This is a genomic window from Bradyrhizobium sp. UFLA03-84 (genome assembly GCF_002289535.1).
Classification (GTDB): domain Bacteria; phylum Pseudomonadota; class Alphaproteobacteria; order Rhizobiales; family Xanthobacteraceae; genus Bradyrhizobium; species Bradyrhizobium viridifuturi.
In genome coordinates this window covers 94942-112155 of sequence record NZ_NSJY01000015.1, presented here as the reverse complement: position 1 = coordinate 112155, position 17214 = coordinate 94942, and the positions used below count along the sequence as shown (strand labels likewise).

Sequence of the window (17214 nt, the reverse complement as noted above, 5' to 3'; positions counted from 1 at the left end):
TCGCCGCGATGCAGGCCACAAAACCAAGGAGCTGACGTTGAGCGCTGCTAACACCAATGCCTTCACGAAGGCCGCCAGCAGGGCCGTGGTGCGCTCGCCAGCCAAGCGGGCGGGCAGGGCGGCGTCGCCGGTAGACGCACCCCGGGCGCCCTGGGAGCCGGGATCGACAGCGTCAGATCGACTGGCCCGGGAACGCTGGGCGGCGGAGCAGCTGAAGCAGTTGCTCGAGCAGATGGAGGTGCTCCCGATCGACGAGGCCGCGCGTCGACGGTTGGAGCGGGTGGTCTATTTTCGTGGCCCCGAGCACGTCACGCTGCTGATCCGTACCATCACCGAGTCAGAGGGCAATGGGAGCGCGGCCCTGGTCGAACCGATCGTCAGCGCGGTTTCGTGGGCGATGAGCGGCCGGCCGGATTGGCCAGCCAAAGGGTTGGCTTGGATCGAGGCCTTCGACGGAATTCCGCTGGTCGGCACACTCGAGACGATGCGGTCTCTGGAGGCCTTCGAGGAGAGAGAGCTGGCGCAGCACTTACAGACGAGCCTCAATAACAAGCTCCGCCGCCTGCTCGATCCGCCGCCGGTGCCGCCGAAGCCGAAACGGGCGTACAAAAAGCGCTCCCCCAAGGGGGCTTATTTCGGCGCACATCGGTTAGCTGTGCGGCAGGGGTGCGTTCTCCCCGAACAGGGGGGTAGTGGGTAAATTTGAAAATAGCTGGCCACGAAAGAAATCTCTTAGTTAATTCGCGCTACGCACAGCCTATGACTCGCTCCAAGCGAGAATCCGTGTCTACATTCTCGTTATGTGGAAACGGCTACGGTCATTTCTTTGCGATCTCGGGAACGACGGTTTCGCCGTCGTCAGTTGGGTCGCAGCTCCGCTCTCGCTCATTTACACGCTCGCCAAGGCCTTCGCCGTGCCGATAGATTGGCTTCGCGACCTATCGTACGCATGGGCATTGGCTCCGCTCACAATATGGTTCGCGCTTGCCTACTTCCGGCGCTGGCGCCGAACCTCCACGACCCTAAAACAGCAGGCGCTCCAAGGCTTCTATGTTTCGGTTGGCCCTATGCTTGCGCGCAAGTTGCCAAAAGATATGCCAGACAGCGAATTCAATCAGTATATCGATGAGGTGGATATCTGGGTGAATTCCTGCGCCGATTGGATCGGCAGTCATATGGGGATCGCGGCGAGGGAACGTTTCTTAGACAGGACTGGAATGCAGGTCAGCTCCTATTTGGGGGCAATCAACCAAACGCATAACGCCGCGATCCAAAATCTCACCCGGTTTCGACAAAATCTGCTGGCGCTCATTGAGAGCGATGCTTGGCGTTAATCCACCCGCACGCCTCTTCGGCTTACAATGTCGCATTTCGGCAGCGCGGCACTCGGGCGCGAGCAAGCTCTATCCTGACGAAACTGACTTGATCAGCCCGCCTGCGATACCGCCGATCAAATCTCCGATGTTCGACCACGTAGAGTTTCCACCGTCAGCATTCTTGATGCGCGTTTCGACCGTATCACCGCCGCCGAGCGGTTGCCTGACGATAGAAAGACCTTTCGCCGTTAACTGCGCCCCCAACAAAGCTATTGGTCCTCGAGGCGGCCTGCCGGTAACCTGACGGGCTGTAATGATTTTCTCGTCCAGCATCCAAATGAGTACCGCCCCAAACACCGCTTGGTCCTCGTCGACCCCGATAAACTCCTTGGCGCCGCGGCTATCGATATCATGAGCAGCCAAACCGTCGGAAACAAACCGCGCAACGATGCGCGCGAGTAACGCCATGTGCAGGTCTAGTTTGGATTGGTTTTTTTCGGCGTCCGTCATATGGGATGATTACCTGGAACGGCAGCCTTCCGCGATCGGAAGGCGAGTGCAGAGCGGAAGGAGGGGGCCCCCACACAGGCTCTGCGAGGCCCGTAGCGCTCACGGCATTAGCGTAAGGAAACAATCTGCATTGTATTGATTCCACGAAAGGAGACCAAAATCCTTGGTGGTGTCGCCCTTGTCCTGCCAATTCTGATATTGACCATCGGTGAAGTAGCATGCCCAAGCTTGGAAAACATGCTCGGTCACGTTGTTGTTGTTCGTCCCTTCAGTATCGCCCGCCTCGGCGCGCCACACGCGGGTGTCCTTGTTGTAGAAAAACAAAAAGTGACGCGATGCCACGCGCCCCTTGTCGTCCCAGTTGTGCATGCCAATGCGAACGATGCAGCCACTCTTGTCACTGCAATACTGGATAATGTCGGCTTCAGGAATGATAGCAGTGTTGCCGCGGTTGGTGCGATCCACGGTGTACGTTTTGCCTCCCTCGCCAACGGGGTTAGGATAAGCGATCGCCGGTGCCGCCGTACTTGGCTTCATCTTTGCCGGATCGACTTCTGGAATCACGATGGGCTTGCCGGTTTTGATAGCTTCCTCTGCATAGGAGGTTGTCGAGAGGCAGCAGACGATCAGTGCGGTTGCGCAAGCAATAATTCTAAGCATCAGAATTCTCCCAACGTTGCGATACTATCTTTAGCTGCATTGCAACTGCAAGTGTTCGTGTGACACTTGCTCGCCTCAGTCACTCGGCTAACCGTATCCCCCTAAATCTTTAGTGGCGGATGCGCCAACTTGGGGGCTGACAAACGCTCATCAACCGACGGCTCGCGGATTGAAGCGCCTTAACGCTCTAGTTACAGTCATCGAGCTCCAGAAGGTTGTCGGGAAGAAAACGATCATTCTGGGTCTTCAGGTACTCGCGACCGTCGTGTTTTCTGACGATCACCTTGGCTGTCTTGCCTTGCTCGATGACAATATATGCCTCCGGGTCGCGTTTTACGTTTGCGATGGCGGTCTCTTCCGTGTCTTGCCACCCAGAGCCGCCGACGGCTTCAATGCGCCGATGACGGTCTTCATGGGTGGGCAGCTTGACAATGCATGTAATACGGCGAGTCATGATCCACTCCTATCTTGTGAGCCGAAGCCCGACCGCTGGCGGAGAATCGGAGACGCTGTCCGCTCATGCTGCCACATGACCGGGCGCTCGCCCCCTCCCTGGAGTGGTAGGGGGCCTCATCGCGTGAGGACATCGCCGGGTCTCCGAATGGGGATCAGGTGAACCGGATTGCCGCGCTCGCTTTGAAGCGCGGCAAGTCGGCCGATTTCACCCGCTATTGGCAGCGGCATAAGATGTAACCAAGCGGTTGAATTTGCGACCTATGACCAGATATTATCCGCGCGGGGGAAACTCGATTGACTGACCGTATAGCTATCTATTGCGACGAATCATGCCACCTTCAGCATGATGGTTTCGATGTAATGGTCGTTGGGTGCATCTGGACACCTCGCGAGGCTGTCGCACGACTGTCGGCGGAATTGCTGGAAATAAAAATCCGGCACACGGCGGCCGGAGAACTCAAATGGACAAAAGTCTCAGCGTCGAGGCAGGGGTTTTATGAGGAGGTAGTGCATTGGTTCTTTAACAGCCCCGATCTGCACTTTCGGGCAGTCGTCATCGCGAACAAAAAGTCCCTCGATCATGACGCGTTTAACAGCGGCTCGCACGACGACTTCTACTATAAAATGAAATTCTCGTTGTTGAGTAAGATTCTGTCTCCAACAAACGAGTATGAAATCTATCTCGACATCAAGGACACCCGAAGTAGGTTTAAGATCAAGACGCTTCGGGAAATACTTCTAAACAACCGTTATGACTTCACTGGCGACATGATCGATCGCGTACAGCATGTGCGATCTCATGAAGTGGAGATGATGCAACTAGCCGACCTTTTAATTGGCGCAGTGGCCTATCGTCATCGCAATCTTAGCTCCAATCCGACTAAGGCCAAGATCGTTTCACTGATAGAAGAGAGGGCAGAGCGGCCCCTGACGCGGTCTACTGCGCTTACTGCTCAGAAATTCAATCTTTTTGTATGGACGCCAAGGCAGGTGCAGGGGCGTGTCAATAGGTGATCACCTAACTGGCGATCTAACGCTGAACGGTGAATGGGAAGCCGTCTGCGAGGATTTGTATGCCATTTTCTACGGAACATTTTTTGAGAGTCCCGTCCGGTTTAACGGTCGCAAGGTGATTTGCGATAAAAGGAAGTTGGACGGGAGCGATAAAGAAGAGGGATTCTGGCATCTAATCACCCGCAAAAACGGCGGTGTTAGAGTTCCTGACTTTGACCGGAGCCGAAAACTCGCGTGGGTCCGCATCGTGTTAGAGCGCAGTCCCTGTGAAGGCGTGTGTTGCTTTCGCCATCAGGAAGGAAGCGGAAAGTGGCGCATCTACATATGGCTGGAAAACCACGATTATCTCGTGATTTTGGAGGAGTTGGATTACGTGTATAAGATTGTCACGACGTTCTGTATTGACGATCACAATAGCTGGTTGAGGGACGATCTCGCCAAGAAACGCCTGAGAGCGGAGATCATCTAAAAGGGGAAAGGCCGCCCCAATTACGGTGACGGCCTTTGAGCTCTGTCTGCCTTGGGCAGATGAACAGCCCCAATATAGATCGTAATAGTAACGCTTTCAATACTATTAAGTTCCGCATATTTTTCAAAGGGTTATCTGGTCACAATTAAGTCGGTCTGCGATCCGATGATTCTACCGGCGAGCGCTCCAAAAGGCGCCATTTAGCGGGGCTGGCCTCGCCAGCCCGCTCCACGCCTTTTCCCCGCGCGTTACTTCTTTGCCTTAAGCCCCAGCCCGACCAGCCGGCGAATAGCCTCTGGGCGGCCGGGTAGGTCTGCCTGGTTGCGGCGCCAATCGTCCAGCACCTTCAATACGTCGACCGTCATGCGGACGTTCACGGCCTCGCTCTCGACGGGCGGCCGGCCGATCCTTTTAGACTTTTTAGCGCTATCTACACTTGACTGCTTCATGACTTTATGGTGCCATAAAGGGACAAGCCGAGCAAGTGCTGGAACACCTGCTCGGCCCTAACCAACGCCAGCGGAGGATACCCACATGGCAAAGGCTACTTCGAATTATAGCACAAACGACTCGCGCAGCCCGGACAAGGGCGCGGCAGAACCCGCGCCGATCGATCGGCGCGCCTTGGAGGCTTATGCTTCCTGGCTTTTCATGGAACGCCGTCTGCTCTGTAACGAGCTGTGGCCGCACATGGGCGCCGCCGCCGAGGCATTCGATCGGTCTGGCAACGCCGGATATGACTGGCACTTTCGCGGCGAGGGCAGCTGGCGGGACCATCCGCAGCCGTCAACCCGAGCTGCCGCAGTGCTGCATCTCGTCGGTGTCGATTGGCGCAGCTCCCCGGATGACGAGCGCCTTGTTGGTGAGATCGACAATGGCAATCGCCCGGATCTGCCCGCGAATTGGCCCGAGGTTGACGGCGACCTGCGGCAGGCGGTCGAGGACATGAAAGCGCACACCGCCGCCATTGACCGTCTTCATCGCCTGCACGGCGACGATGCGGACAGCCGCGACGACTATGCTCAGCTCGAGGCCCTCCGCGACGACTGCATCACGACGCTGATCGAGCGCGGGGCGTTGTCAATGGTTGGTGTGTTGGCCAAGGCGACGGCGCTGCAGCAGCGCGAGCTGCTTGCCGACCCGGAGCGCCATCCGAGGGTTGCCCTCTCCCTGGCGAGTGACCTGGCCCGTCTTGGGCCTTCCGCGCGTTAGTCCGACCGATCCGACTGGTTGAAGGCCCGCCGGTTCACGCCGGCGGGCTTTTTCAACCACTTCACACGGAAACGTGGGGGAACGGGGCCCACGAATTGGCACAGATTGTGAACATATACCCCACGCGATGATATGATTCTTATGGTGTTCGGCCCCTTTGATTGTGGAGTTTTTTCGGATGGTTAGTCCCAAGGTCGAGTTTGCCGCGCGCTTGCCTCGTGATGTTAAGCGCTTTTTGGAGCAAGAGGCGGCGCGAAATTGCAGTAGTCAGAATAGCGAAATCGTTCGGAGCATCCGGCTTCGAATGGAACGTGAATTGTCGGAAAGGGTAGCGGACTGATGTCGCGCGCCACCGCCGGCCAGATGGCCCGGTCGGCACCACCGAAAAGGAAACTTCCAATGGTTGAAATGATGATCGGTATGTTATCCGAGTCTTTGTCCATGTCCGCGGAATGGCGGAGGGAAAAGGCCGAAGAATTTCCCCATGACGCAAATCGCAATCTCGAGGCGGCAGCAGAGCTAGACCGACTGGCCGCCGAGGCATTGAAGGCGGTCGGTTCTTCTCTGGATCGTCGCTTTTCTCAGGCCTTTGAGCGTGTCGAAGAAGACTGCCTCTGCTGGACCGAACAAGAGTCCCAGCTAATTCGCGAAGTTGGATTCCACTGGAGTGGCGATATCAACGATTTTATCAACACGTTGATCTCACGTTGCTGCGACCAGCTGGAGGTCCGGGAGGTCGCGCAATGACGAAGAAACGGGCGAGGAACTGACAACCGGCCCATGTCGCGCGGTCCTCAAACATTTCGCCAGAACGATGTGACTAAAGCCCTGAAGGGGGCTGTCGCGGCTGGATTTGATCCCGCCCGCGTGGAGATCGACCGCGACGGGAAGATCATTATCATCGTCAACAGTCCCGCAGTTGCATTTTCCTCCGACGCTGTGAACGAGTGGGATGGCGTGAAATGAGGTGGAAACTGCCTCCAAACGTCCACGGATACGTTAATCGCCATGGCAAGGCAGTGTTCTACTTCCGGCGTCCCGGTGCGCCGAAAGTGCGGCTTCGCGGTCATCCTGGTTCGACCGAATTCATGGAGGCCTATGACGCCGCCAAGGGCGGTCGCCAGCAGGTTGAACTCGGCGCCAGCCGGACCAAGCCCGGGACGGTGAACGCCGCCATCGTCAGCTACTACCAATCCAGCGCCTTCAAAGATGGCCTGGCCAAGAGCACTCGGAGCAGCCGACGGGCTATTCTAGAGCGCTTCCGTGAGGATCACGGCGACAAGCGCGTTGCGCTGATGCACGGCGTGGCGCTTCAGAACATTCTCAACGGCAAATCGCCGTCCGCCCAGCGCAACTGGGTGAAAGCGCTCCGCGGCTGGGTCGATCACTGCCTCGCCTTGAAGATGATCGGCAAGGACCCGCTCGCTGACGCCAGGCTCACCAAGATGCCGCGCACGGGTGGCCATCACCCCTGGGAGACTGTGGAGTGCGAGAAATTTGAGATCCGCCATCCCGTCGGCACCAGAGCGCGGCTCGCCTATGAGCTGCTTCTGCAGGCCGGACAGTCGCGCTGCGACGTGGTTCGGATGGGGCGTCAGCATATCCGCGGTGGGATGATGACGATGGGACGTCAGAAAACCGGCGTGCCTTTCAATGTCGAGGTCATGCCGCGCCTACAGGCCGCGATTGATGCAATGGCGGCGAGCAATCATTTGACCTTTCTGGTCACGGCGCACGGCAAGCCCTTCACCGCGGCCGGCTTTGGAAACTACTTCCGTGATCTCTGCCGAGATGCGGGACTACCGGAGCGGTGCACGTCGCACGGTCTCCGGAAGGCGGCGGCAACGTATCTGGCTGAGCTCGGCTTCACCGACCACCAGTTGATGGCGTGGTTCGGCTGGACATCGATCTCGCAGGCCCAAGTCTATACGCGCGCGGCAAACCGGAAGCGCATGGCACGCGACGGAGCGAAGCTCATTTCAGGAACAGGCATTGGCTCACCTTCTGACCCGGTGAGCCAAAATCGAACGCAACCCATTGAGAAGACTGGAGCGGGAAAATGAACTGGCGATCCCGGCAGGATTCGAACCTGCAACCCGCGGAGTAGAAATCCGCTACTCTATCCAGTTGAGCTACGGGACCGTGGCCGCCTTGTAGCACCGCCATTATGAAAAATCCGCCTTTCCGCCAAGTCCGTCCGAACCGATTTCTGGGGGCGGACGACAAAGGCGAGCAGGGGTCTCGCCCTGCGTTGGCCCGTCCAGCCCCCGAGCCGGCATGATGTTGCCGCCGGGACTGGTCAAAGGATGTCGGCAATGCGATCTGCGACGTTTTCGTCCGTTCATGTCCGCGCCTTCACTCCGTCACCTTTTCGCGCATTTTTTGGCCCCAACGCGGCGATCGACCGCGGGGCGTTCAGGAGCTCCATCATGATCGGATTGGTTCGTGCCGCCGCACTTTGCGCCGCGCTGGCGCTCGGCCTGGTCAGCGCCCAGGCTGCGGACAAGGCCTTCAAACGCGACGATCTCGCCGATTCCGCGATCAAGCTGGAAGCCCAGATCAAGACCGAGGCGGGTGCGGTCAACAAGTCGGCGGCGACCTTGCGCAGCGATGCCGATGCCGCCTTCAAGCGCAATGATTTCCGCGGCGGGCTCACGATCCTCGGCCAGATCGCGGCGACCGCGCCCGAGGACGGCGCCAACTGGCTGCGGCTGGCCAAGACCGTCTTCCAGATCCGCTCGGCCAGCACCAGCGAACAGACCTTCCTGATGGAGCGCGCCTCGACCGCCGCCTACATCGCCTATCAGCGCGCCGGGAACGCGGGGGAGGAGGCCGACTCGCTGGCCGTGCTCGGCAAGGCGTTCGCCGAGCGCAAGCTGTGGCGTCCGGCGCTCGATAGCTTGCGACTGTCGCTCGACCTGCGCGAGGTCGCCGAGGTCAGGGGCCAATACGAGAAGATGCGCGACGAGCACGGCTTCCGGCTGCTCGATTATACCGTCGATTCCGATGCGGCCTCGCCGCGGGCCTGCTTCCAGTTCTCCGAGGAACTGGCCAAGCGCGTCGATTTCGCGCCGTACCTAGCGCTGGCCGGCACCGACAAGCCGGCCCTGTCGGCAGAGGGCCAGCAGCTCTGCGTCGACGGGCTGAAGCATGGCGAGCGCTACAACATCAATCTGCGCGCCGGCCTGCCGTCGACCGTCAAGGAGACGCTGCCGAAATCGGCCGAGTTCAACATCTATGTCCGTGACCGCAAGCCGTTCGTGCGGTTTACGGGGCGGGCCTATGTGCTGCCTCGAACAGGCCAGCGCGGTATCCCGGTGGTCAGCGTCAACACGCCGGCAGTCACGGTCGATGTGTTCCGGATCGGCGACCGCAACCTGATCAACACGGTGATCGACAGCGACTTCCAGAGCACGCTGAGCCGTTACCAGCTCTCCGATCTCGGCGGCCAGCGCGGCGTCAAGGTGTGGTCCGGCGAGCTTGCGACCGCGACCACGCTGAACCAGGACGTGGTCACGGCGTTTCCGGTCGACCAGGCGCTCGGCGACCTGCAACCGGGTGTCTATGTCATGACCGCCGCGGCCAAGGGGCCGGGCACCGACGACGACGGCACGCTGGCGACGCAGTGGTTCATCGTCTCGGACATGGGCCTGTCGGCCTTCTCCGGCAATGACGGTATCCACGTCTTCGTCAACTCGCTGGCCTCGACCGAACCGGTCGCCAATGCCGAGGTCAAGCTGGTCGCCCGAAACAACGAGATCCTGGCCACTCGGAAGACCGACACCGCCGGCCACGTGCTGTTCGAGCAGGGGCTGGCGCGCGGCGAGGGCGGGCTGTCGCCGGCATTGCTCACGGTGATGGGTGAGAAGTCGGACTACGCGTTCCTGAGCCTGAAGACCAACGCCTTCGATCTGACCGACCGCGGCGTCGCGGGCCGGGCGATCCCGGCCGGCGCGGACGCCTTCGTCTACGCTGAGCGCGGCGTCTACCGTTCCAACGAGACCGTCTATTTGACCGCGCTGCTGCGCGACGGCCAGGGCAACGCGCTGACCGGAACGCCGCTGACCATGGTGATCGAGCGGCCCGACGGCGTGGAATTCCGCCGCGCTGTGCTGCCCGACCAGGGGGCCGGCGGCCGGATGCTGGCAGTGGCGCTGAACTCCGCGGTGCCGACCGGCACCTGGCGGGCCCGTGTCTTCACCGATCCCAAGGGCTCGTCGGTCGGCGAGACCACCTTCATGGTCGAGGATTACATCCCCGAGCGGATCGAATTCGATCTGACCAGCAAGGACAAAGTGATCAAAGCTGAAGTTCCAGTGGAACTTCAGGTCTCCGGCCATTTCCTCTATGGCGCGCCTGCCTCGGGCCTGCAGCTCGAAGGCGACATGCTGGTCGCGCCCGCCGCGAACGGCCGGCCCGGCTATGCCGGCTACCAGTTCGGTGTCGACGACGAACAGACAGCGAGCAACGAGCGGACCCCGATCGAGGACCTGCCGGAGGCCGATGCCAATGGCGCCGCCAGCTTCCCGGTGAAGCTCGATAAGGTGCCGGCCTCGACCCGGCCGCAGGAGGCCCAGATATTCATCCGTATGGCGGAGAGCGGCGGCCGCTCGGTCGAGCGCAAGATCGTGCTGCCGGTGGCCCCCAGCGCCTCGCTGATCGGCGTCAAGCCGCTGTTCGGCGACAAGAGCGTCGCCGAGGGCGACAAGGCCGAGTTCGATGTCGTGTTCGTCGCGCCCGACGGCAAGCAGCTGCCGCGCAACGGACTGCGCTACGAGTTGCTGAAGCTGGAGTCGCGCTACCAGTGGTACCGGCAGAATTCGTCCTGGCAGTATGAGCCGGTCAAGTCGACCCGCCGCGTGGCCGATGGCGACGCCAACCTCGCGGCCGATAAGCCGCTGCGCCTGACCTTCCAGCCGCAGCCCGGCCGCTACCGGCTCGATGTGAAATCGACCGACGCCGACGGGCCTGTCACCTCGGTGCAGTTCGATGTCGGCTGGTATTCGGACGGCAGCGCCGACACGCCCGATTTGCTGGAGACCTCGATCGACAAGCCGGAATATGCCTCGGGCGACACCATGACGGTGTCGGTCAACGCGCGGACCGCGGGCAAGCTCACGGTCTATGTGCTCGGCGACCGCCTGCTGACCACCCAGAGCGTCGACGTCAAGGAAGGCACCCAGCAGGTCAAGCTGCAGGTTGGCAAGGACTGGGGCACCGGCGCCTATGTGATGACGACGCTGCGCCGTCCGCTCGATGCCGCCGCCGGACGCATGCCTGGCCGCGCGATCGGATTGAAGTGGTTCGGCATCGACAAGAAGACACGTACGCTCGCGGTCGAGCTGTCGCCGCCCGCCTTGGTGCGGCCGGGCTCGACGCTGAAGATTCCGGTCAAGCTCGGCGGGCTCAACCCTGGCGAGGACGCCAAGGTGGTGCTGGCGGCGGTCGACGTCGGCATCCTCAATCTCACGAACTACAAGCCGCCGGCGCCGGATGATTACTATCTCGGCCAGCGCCGCCTGACCGCCGAGATCCGCGACCTCTACGGCCAGCTGATCGACGGCATGCAGGGCACAACCGGCCAGATCCGCAGCGGCGGCGACGCTGCTGGTGCCGAGTTGCAGGGCTCGCCGCCGACGCAGAAGCCGCTCGCGCTCTATTCCGGCATCGTCACGGTCGGCCCCGACGGCACAGCCGAAGTGAGCTTTGACATTCCGGAATTCGCGGGCACCGCGCGGGTGATGGCGGTGGCGTGGAGCGCCACCAAGCTCGGCCGCGCCAATGTCGACGTGACGGTGCGCGATCCCGTGGTGGTGACCGCGACCTTGCCGCGCTTCCTGCTGACCGGTGACAAGGGCACCATCAGCATGGATGTCGACAATGTCGAAGGCGCCGCCGGCGACTACGCAGTGAGCGTCAAGGCGAGTGGCCCGATCAAGGCCTCGGGCAACCCGACCACGACGGTGAAGCTCGCCGCCAAGCAGCGCACCTCGCTGTCGCTCGGGCTTGAGGCCGGCGGCGCGGGGCGCGCGGATTTCGACGTCAATATTTCCGGGCCGAACGGGCTGACGCTGGCGCGGCACTATGCGCTCGACGTTAAGCCGGCGACCCAAGTGCTGGCGCGCCGCTCGATCCGCACGCTGGCGAAGGGCGAGAGCCTGACGCTGACGTCCGACATGTTCTCCGACCTCGTGCCGGGTACCGGCAGCGTCTCGGTCTCGGCGAGCCTGTCGACCGCGCTCGATGCTGCGAGCATCCTGAAGGCGCTCGACCGCTATCCCTATGGCTGCTCCGAGCAGATCACGAGCCGCGCACTGCCGCTGCTCTATGTCAACGATCTTGCCGCCGGCGCCCATCTGGCGATGGACACCGCGGTCGACCAGCGCATCCGCGACGCGATCGAGCGGCTCCTCGCTCGACAAGGGTCCAACGGATCGTTCGGCCTGTGGTCGGCGGGCGGCGACGACGCCTGGCTCGATGCGTACGTCACGGACTTCCTGACTCGGGCCCGCGAAAAGGGTTTCGCCGTACCGGACGTGCTGTTCAAGAGCGCGCTCGACCGCGTCAGGAACTCGGTGGTCAATGCCAACGAGCCAGAGAAGGACGGCGGCCGCGATCTGGCCTACGGCCTCTATGTGCTGGCGCGCAATGGCGCCGCGCCGATCGGCGACCTGCGCTATCTCGCCGACACCAAGCTGAACAATCTGGCGACGCCGATCTCCAAGGCGCAGCTTGCCGCTGCGCTGGCGCTGGTCGGCGACAAGGCGAGGGCCGAGCGGGTCTATGGTGCCGCGCTCGACGCGCTGAACCCGAAACCCGTGCTCGAATTCGGCCGCGTCGACTACGGTTCGGCGCTGCGCGATGCGGCGGCGCTGGTCTCGCTTGCCGGTGAGGGCAATGCGCCGCGTACCACGCTGACGCAGGCCGTACTGCGGGTCGAAGCGGCGCGCGGGCTGTCGCCCTACACCTCGACGCAGGAGAATGCGTGGATGGTGCTGGCGGCGCGCGCGCTCGCCAAGGAGACGCTGGCGCTCGACATCAACGGCCAGCCGGTCAAGACCGCGGTCTATCGCAGCTACAAGGCCGAGGAGATGACGGGCCAGCCGCTCAAGATCACCAATACCGGTGATGCGCCGGTGCAGGCGGTGGTCTCGGTGTCGGGCTCACCGGTCACGCCGGAACCCGCGGCTTCCAACGGCTTCAAGATCGAGCGCAGCTATTTCACGCTCGACGGCAAGCCGGCCGATGTCACCAAGGCGAAACAGAACGACCGCTTCGCGGTTGTCCTGAAGGTGACGGAAGCCAAACCGGAGTTCGGCCACATCATGGTTGCGGATTATCTGCCGGCCGGGCTCGAGATCGACAATCCGAACCTGGTGTCGTCAGGCGATTCCGGCACGCTCGAATGGATCGAGGATGGTGTCGAGCCGAAGAACACCGAGTTCCGCGATGACCGATTCACCGCGGCGATCGACCGCGGCGCCAACGACAAGTCGGTGTTCACGGTTGCCTATGTCGTGCGCGCGGTGTCGCCGGGCAAGTACGTGCTGCCGCAGGCCTATGTCGAGGACATGTACAATCCCTCGCGCTACGGCCGCAGCGGCACCGGTGCGGTTGAGGTGAAGCCGGCGAAATGAGTGCAACGTTGAGGAAAGCACCGGAACGCGGATCGCGCTGGCGACGGATCAAGACCGTCCTCGCGATCTGCGCCGTCGCGACGCTGGTCGCGGCCGGCGGCTTCGCCGGCTGGGTCGTCTCGCTCGGTCCGCTACCGCTCACGCAGGCGCAGCAGGTCTCTACCACCGTCGTCGATCGCAACGGAAAACTGTTGCGCGCCTATGCGATGGCGGACGGGCGCTGGCGGCTGCCGGTCGATGCCAGGACATCGGTCGATCCCGGCTATCTGAAGCTGCTGTTCGCCTATGAGGACAAGCGCTTCTACGAGCATCACGGCATCGATCCGCTGGCGTTGTCGCGCGCCGCATTCCAGCTGCTCACAAGCGGCCATATCGTCTCGGGCGGCTCGACGATCACGATGCAGCTGGCGCGGTTGATCGAGCCGCGGCACCAGCGTTCGGTCTACGCCAAGTTGCGCCAGATGGTGCGGGCGGTCGAACTGGAGCGCCAACTCTCGAAGGACCAGATCCTAGATCTCTACCTCGCGCTGGCGCCGTTCGGCGGCAATCTCGAGGGTGTGCGCGCCGCCTCGATCGCCTATTTCGGCAAGGAGCCGAAGCAGCTCTCGCTCGCCGAGGCCGCGCTGCTGGTGGCGCTGCCGCAATCGCCGGAGCGGCGGCGGCTCGACCGCTTCCCCGCGGCCGCGCATGCGGCGCGCGACCGCGTGCTCGACCGCATGGTCGAGGACGGCGTGGTGTCGAAACAGGACGCCGCGCAGGCCACCGCAACGGCAGTGCCGAAGCTGCGCAAGCAGATTCCGATCCTGGCGCCGCATTCGTCCGATCAGGCGATCGCGACGATGAAGGATACGCCTGTCATCAAGCTGACACTGGACGCGACGCTACAACGGAACCTGGAGGCGCTGGCACGCGACCGCGCCATTGCGCAGGGACCTGACGTCTCGGTCGCGATCGTCGTGGTCGACAACGAGAGCGGCGACGTGCTCGCGCGCGTCGGCTCGGCGGATTATTTCGACGAGCGACGGGCCGGGCAGGTCGACATGACCCGCGCGGTGCGCTCGCCGGGCTCGACGTTGAAGCCGTTCATCTACGGCCTCGCTTTCGAGGATGGCTTTGTGCATCCCGACAGTCTCATCGAGGACCGGCCGATCCGCTTCGGCAGCTACGCCCCGGAAAATTTCGACATGACGTTCCAGGGCACGGTGCCGATCCGCAAGGCGCTGCAATTGTCGCTCAACGTGCCGGCGATCGCGCTGCTCGACCGGGTCGGCGCCAGCCGGCTATCGTCGCGGCTGAAGCAGGCCGGCACCAGTCTGGTGCTGCCGAAGGACGAAGCACCGGGCCTTGCGATGGGTCTCGGCGGCGTCGGCATCACGCTGCAGGATCTCGTCCAGCTCTATTCCGGCCTGGCGCGGCTCGGCGCCACCAAGCCGCTGCGCGAGATCATGCAGGAGACTGATCGCCGCGACACGATGCGGCTGATGGATCAGGCCGCGGCCTGGCAGGTCGGCCATGTCCTGCTCGGCACGCCCCCGCCGGAGAACGGCGTACACAACCGGATCGCCTTCAAGACCGGCACCAGCTACGGCTATCGCGATGCCTGGTCGGTCGGCTTCGATGGCCGCATCACGATCGGGGTCTGGGTCGGCCGCCCGGACGGCGCGCCGGTGCCGGGTCTGGTCGGCCGCACGGCGGCGGCGCCGATCCTGTTCGACGCCTTCGCGCGCACCGGCAAGATCCCGGCGGCGTTGCCGAAACCGCCGCGGGGCGTGCTGGTCGCCTCCAACGCGAAATTGCCGCCGCCGCTGCGCCGGTTCCGGCCGCTGGGCGAACTGGTGCGCAGCGGCAATGATCAGGCCCCGCACATCCAGTTTCCGCTGAACGGCTCGCGCATCGACGTCGATCAATCAGATGGCGGCCGCAATGCGCCGCTGCCGGTCAAGGTTGCTGGCGGCGTGCTGCCGCTGACGGTCCTCGTCAATGGTGTCTCAGCCGGGGACATCGACAGCCGGCGGCAGCGCCTGATCGAGCCACCCGGGCCGGGCTTCGCGCGGCTCACCGTGATCGACGCCACGGGTGCCGCAGATACCGTTGTGATCCGCGTGCAATGATCGCGCGGGAAAGCGGATCGGCATCGTTGGAAAGCGGAACAGCACGGTTGTTTGCGCTGCGGTTTCATCGTATGCGAAACCCATGGTGGATAGCCTCCAACCCCGGCGCTTTGGAGCAGGGCAACAGTCTGTAAAACCTGCGCATTCGAGCCGCAGGCTGTTCATGGCGTTCGAGTTCGCAACGGCCAGCCAATGGCGTTCGGTTCTGTTCCTGACGCTGACCTGCCTGGTGCTGTTCCTGCCGGGTTTCTTCACCATCCCGCCGGTCGACCGCGACGAGGTACGCTTTGCCCAAGCGACCAAGCAAATGGTCGAGAGCGGCGATTTCGTCGACATCCGTTTCCAGGACGACGTCCGCTACAAGAAGCCGGTCGGCATCTACTGGATGCAGGCGGCGGCACTCAAAAGCATCTCCGCGCTCGGGGTGCCGCGCGCCCAGGTCCGTATCTGGGTCTACCGCCTGCCGTCCCTGATCGGCGCCATCGGCGCCGTTTTGCTGACCTATTGGACGGCGCTCGCGTTCGTGACACGGCAGGGGGCGGTGCTGGCCGCCCTGATGATGGCAAGCTGCGTGTTGCTTGGGGTCGAAGCGCGGCTCGCCAAGACCGACGCCATGTTGCTGCTCACGGTCACCGCGGCGATGGGCGCGATGGCGCGCGTGTATCTGTCCTGGCAACGCGGCGAGGATCCGGCCCATCCATCATGGGGCCCGCCCGCTATCTTCTGGACCGCGCTGGCGGTCGGCATCCTGCTCAAGGGGCCGTTGATCCTGATGTTCGTCGGCCTTGCGATGGCCGGGCTTGCGATACTCGATCGCTCGGCGGCGTGGTTCTGGCGGATGCGTCCGGTGTGGGGCCTGATGTGGACCCTGGTGCTGGTGCTGCCCTGGTTCGTGCTGATCTTCCTGCGCGCCGGCGAGACCTTCTTTGCCGACTCGGTCGGCGGCGACATGCTGAGCAAGCTTGGCGCACAGGAATCGCACGGCGCGCCGCCCGGGCTCTATCTGCTGCTGTTCTGGATCACGTTCTGGCCCGGCGCACCGCTCGCCGGCATGGCGGCACCGGCGATCTGGCGCGCGCGCCGCGAGCCCGGCGCGCAGTTTCTGCTCGCCTGGCTGATCCCGTCCTGGATCGTGTTCGAGGCGGTGCTGACCAAGCTGCCGCATTATGTGCTGCCGCTCTATCCGGCGATCGCGATCCTGACCGTCGGCGCGCTGGAGCGGCGCGTGCTGTCGCGTTCGCCTTGGTTGCTGCGCGGCGCCGCCTGGTGGTTCGCGATCCCCGCGTTCGGCGCGGTGCTGGTGATTGTCGGAGCCATCAAGGCGATCCATCAGCCGGTGTTTCCGGCGTGGCCGTTGTTCGCTGTCGCGATGGTGTTCGGCCTGGTCGCGTGGTGGATGTTCGAGGACAGCCGTGCCGAACGCTCGCTGCTCAATGCGGTGATCGCGGCGGCGCTGATGGCCGGTGCGACCTACGGCGTGGTGTTGCCGCGGCTCACCACCGTGTTTCCGAGCCAGGAGGTCGCGCGCGCCTTGCGCAACGTGACCTGCGTTGGCCCCAAAGCGGCGGCGGCCGGCTTCCATGAGCCGAGCCTCGTCTTCATGACCGATACCTCGACGCTGCTCACCGACGGATCCGGCGCGGCCGATTTCCTCGGGCAGGGCTCCTGTCGCTTCGCACTGGTCGAACAGCGCTCGGAACGCTCCTTCGTGCAGCGCGCCGAGGCGATCGGCCTGCGCTACAACGCGCCGGTGCGCATCGAGGGCTACAACATCTCGCAGGGCAAGGCGGTCTCGATCGCGATCTTCCGTTCCGAAGGGACGGAATGAC

The 17214-nt window shown here is 62.8% G+C and carries 13 protein-coding genes, 1 tRNA gene and 1 pseudogene; 11 read left to right on the top strand and 4 right to left on the bottom strand.

Features of this window, described 5'->3' with window-relative positions:
- Positions 1–37 precede the first annotated feature (37 nt).
- Both CK489_RS29130 and CK489_RS41060 read left to right on the top strand, forming a co-directional pair.
- Positions 38–700 (top strand): hypothetical protein, encoded by a 663-nt coding sequence (locus tag CK489_RS29130; protein WP_095734776.1) that lies wholly within the window; start codon positions 38–40, stop codon positions 698–700.
- A 367-nt stretch (positions 701–1067) separates the two neighbouring features.
- Positions 1068–1334, top strand: a complete 267-nt coding sequence (locus tag CK489_RS41060) for a hypothetical protein (RefSeq protein WP_143278261.1) — start codon at positions 1068–1070, stop codon at positions 1332–1334.
- Between the two features lie 69 nt (positions 1335–1403).
- Here the strand turns inward: CK489_RS41060 and CK489_RS29120 are convergent, their stop codons facing one another.
- The 3 genes from CK489_RS29120 to CK489_RS29110 all read right to left on the bottom strand — a co-directional run bounded on the left by CK489_RS29120 (position 1404) and on the right by CK489_RS29110 (position 2940).
- Complete coding sequence (locus CK489_RS29120) at positions 1404–1826, bottom strand: hypothetical protein (protein WP_095734774.1); 423 nt, start codon at positions 1824–1826, stop codon at positions 1404–1406.
- Positions 1827–1925: 99 nt separating this feature from the next.
- Positions 1926–2486 (bottom strand): hypothetical protein, encoded by a 561-nt coding sequence (locus CK489_RS29115; RefSeq protein WP_095734773.1) that lies wholly within the window; start codon positions 2484–2486, stop codon positions 1926–1928.
- A 187-nt stretch (positions 2487–2673) separates the two neighbouring features.
- Positions 2674–2940: a DUF3892 domain-containing protein gene (locus CK489_RS29110; protein ID WP_095734772.1), complete on the bottom strand. Its 267-nt coding sequence runs from the start codon at positions 2938–2940 to the stop codon at positions 2674–2676.
- Between the two features lie 296 nt (positions 2941–3236).
- On the opposite strand from CK489_RS29110, the gene CK489_RS29105 reads away from it, so the two are divergent.
- The 6 genes from CK489_RS29105 to CK489_RS29080 all read left to right on the top strand — a co-directional run bounded on the left by CK489_RS29105 (position 3237) and on the right by CK489_RS29080 (position 7700).
- The gene (locus CK489_RS29105; protein WP_095734771.1) at positions 3237–3956 is read left to right on the top strand and encodes a DUF3800 domain-containing protein; all 720 of its coding nucleotides are present in this window, start codon (positions 3237–3239) and stop codon (positions 3954–3956) included.
- Complete coding sequence (locus tag CK489_RS29100) at positions 3943–4425, top strand: hypothetical protein (protein WP_095734770.1); 483 nt, start codon at positions 3943–3945, stop codon at positions 4423–4425. The genes CK489_RS29105 and CK489_RS29100 overlap by 14 nt, the downstream gene beginning before the upstream one ends.
- Before the next feature lie 534 nt (positions 4426–4959).
- Positions 4960–5637 (top strand): hypothetical protein, encoded by a 678-nt coding sequence (locus tag CK489_RS29090; protein WP_095734768.1) that lies wholly within the window; start codon positions 4960–4962, stop codon positions 5635–5637.
- 399 nt (positions 5638–6036) lie between these two features.
- Positions 6037–6384: a hypothetical protein gene (locus CK489_RS29085; protein WP_143278259.1), complete on the top strand. Its 348-nt coding sequence runs from the start codon at positions 6037–6039 to the stop codon at positions 6382–6384.
- A 33-nt stretch (positions 6385–6417) separates the two neighbouring features.
- Positions 6418–6603 (top strand): hypothetical protein, encoded by a 186-nt coding sequence (locus tag CK489_RS41050; protein WP_143278258.1) that lies wholly within the window; start codon positions 6418–6420, stop codon positions 6601–6603.
- Positions 6600–7700 (top strand): tyrosine-type recombinase/integrase, encoded by a 1101-nt coding sequence (locus CK489_RS29080; RefSeq protein WP_095734766.1) that lies wholly within the window; start codon positions 6600–6602, stop codon positions 7698–7700. The genes CK489_RS41050 and CK489_RS29080 overlap by 4 nt, the downstream gene beginning before the upstream one ends.
- 2 nt (positions 7701–7702) lie before the next feature.
- Here CK489_RS29080 and CK489_RS29075 read toward each other — a convergent pair.
- Positions 7703–7779 (bottom strand) — tRNA-Arg (locus CK489_RS29075).
- 287 nt (positions 7780–8066) lie between these two features.
- Here CK489_RS29075 and CK489_RS29070 point away from each other — a divergent pair.
- From CK489_RS29070 to CK489_RS29060, 3 genes and pseudogenes are all read left to right on the top strand, one after another.
- Positions 8067–13274 (top strand): alpha-2-macroglobulin family protein, encoded by a 5208-nt coding sequence (locus tag CK489_RS29070; RefSeq protein WP_095734765.1) that lies wholly within the window; start codon positions 8067–8069, stop codon positions 13272–13274.
- Positions 13275–13372: 98 nt separating this feature from the next.
- Positions 13373–15385, top strand: a pseudogene (gene pbpC / locus CK489_RS29065) (penicillin-binding protein 1C); the annotation flags it as partial.
- Between the two features lie 82 nt (positions 15386–15467).
- On the top strand, positions 15468–17213 hold the full coding sequence (locus tag CK489_RS29060; RefSeq protein ID WP_198961063.1) for an ArnT family glycosyltransferase: 1746 nt from the start codon (positions 15468–15470) through the stop codon (positions 17211–17213).
- The last annotated feature ends 1 nt before the right edge of the window (position 17214 follow it).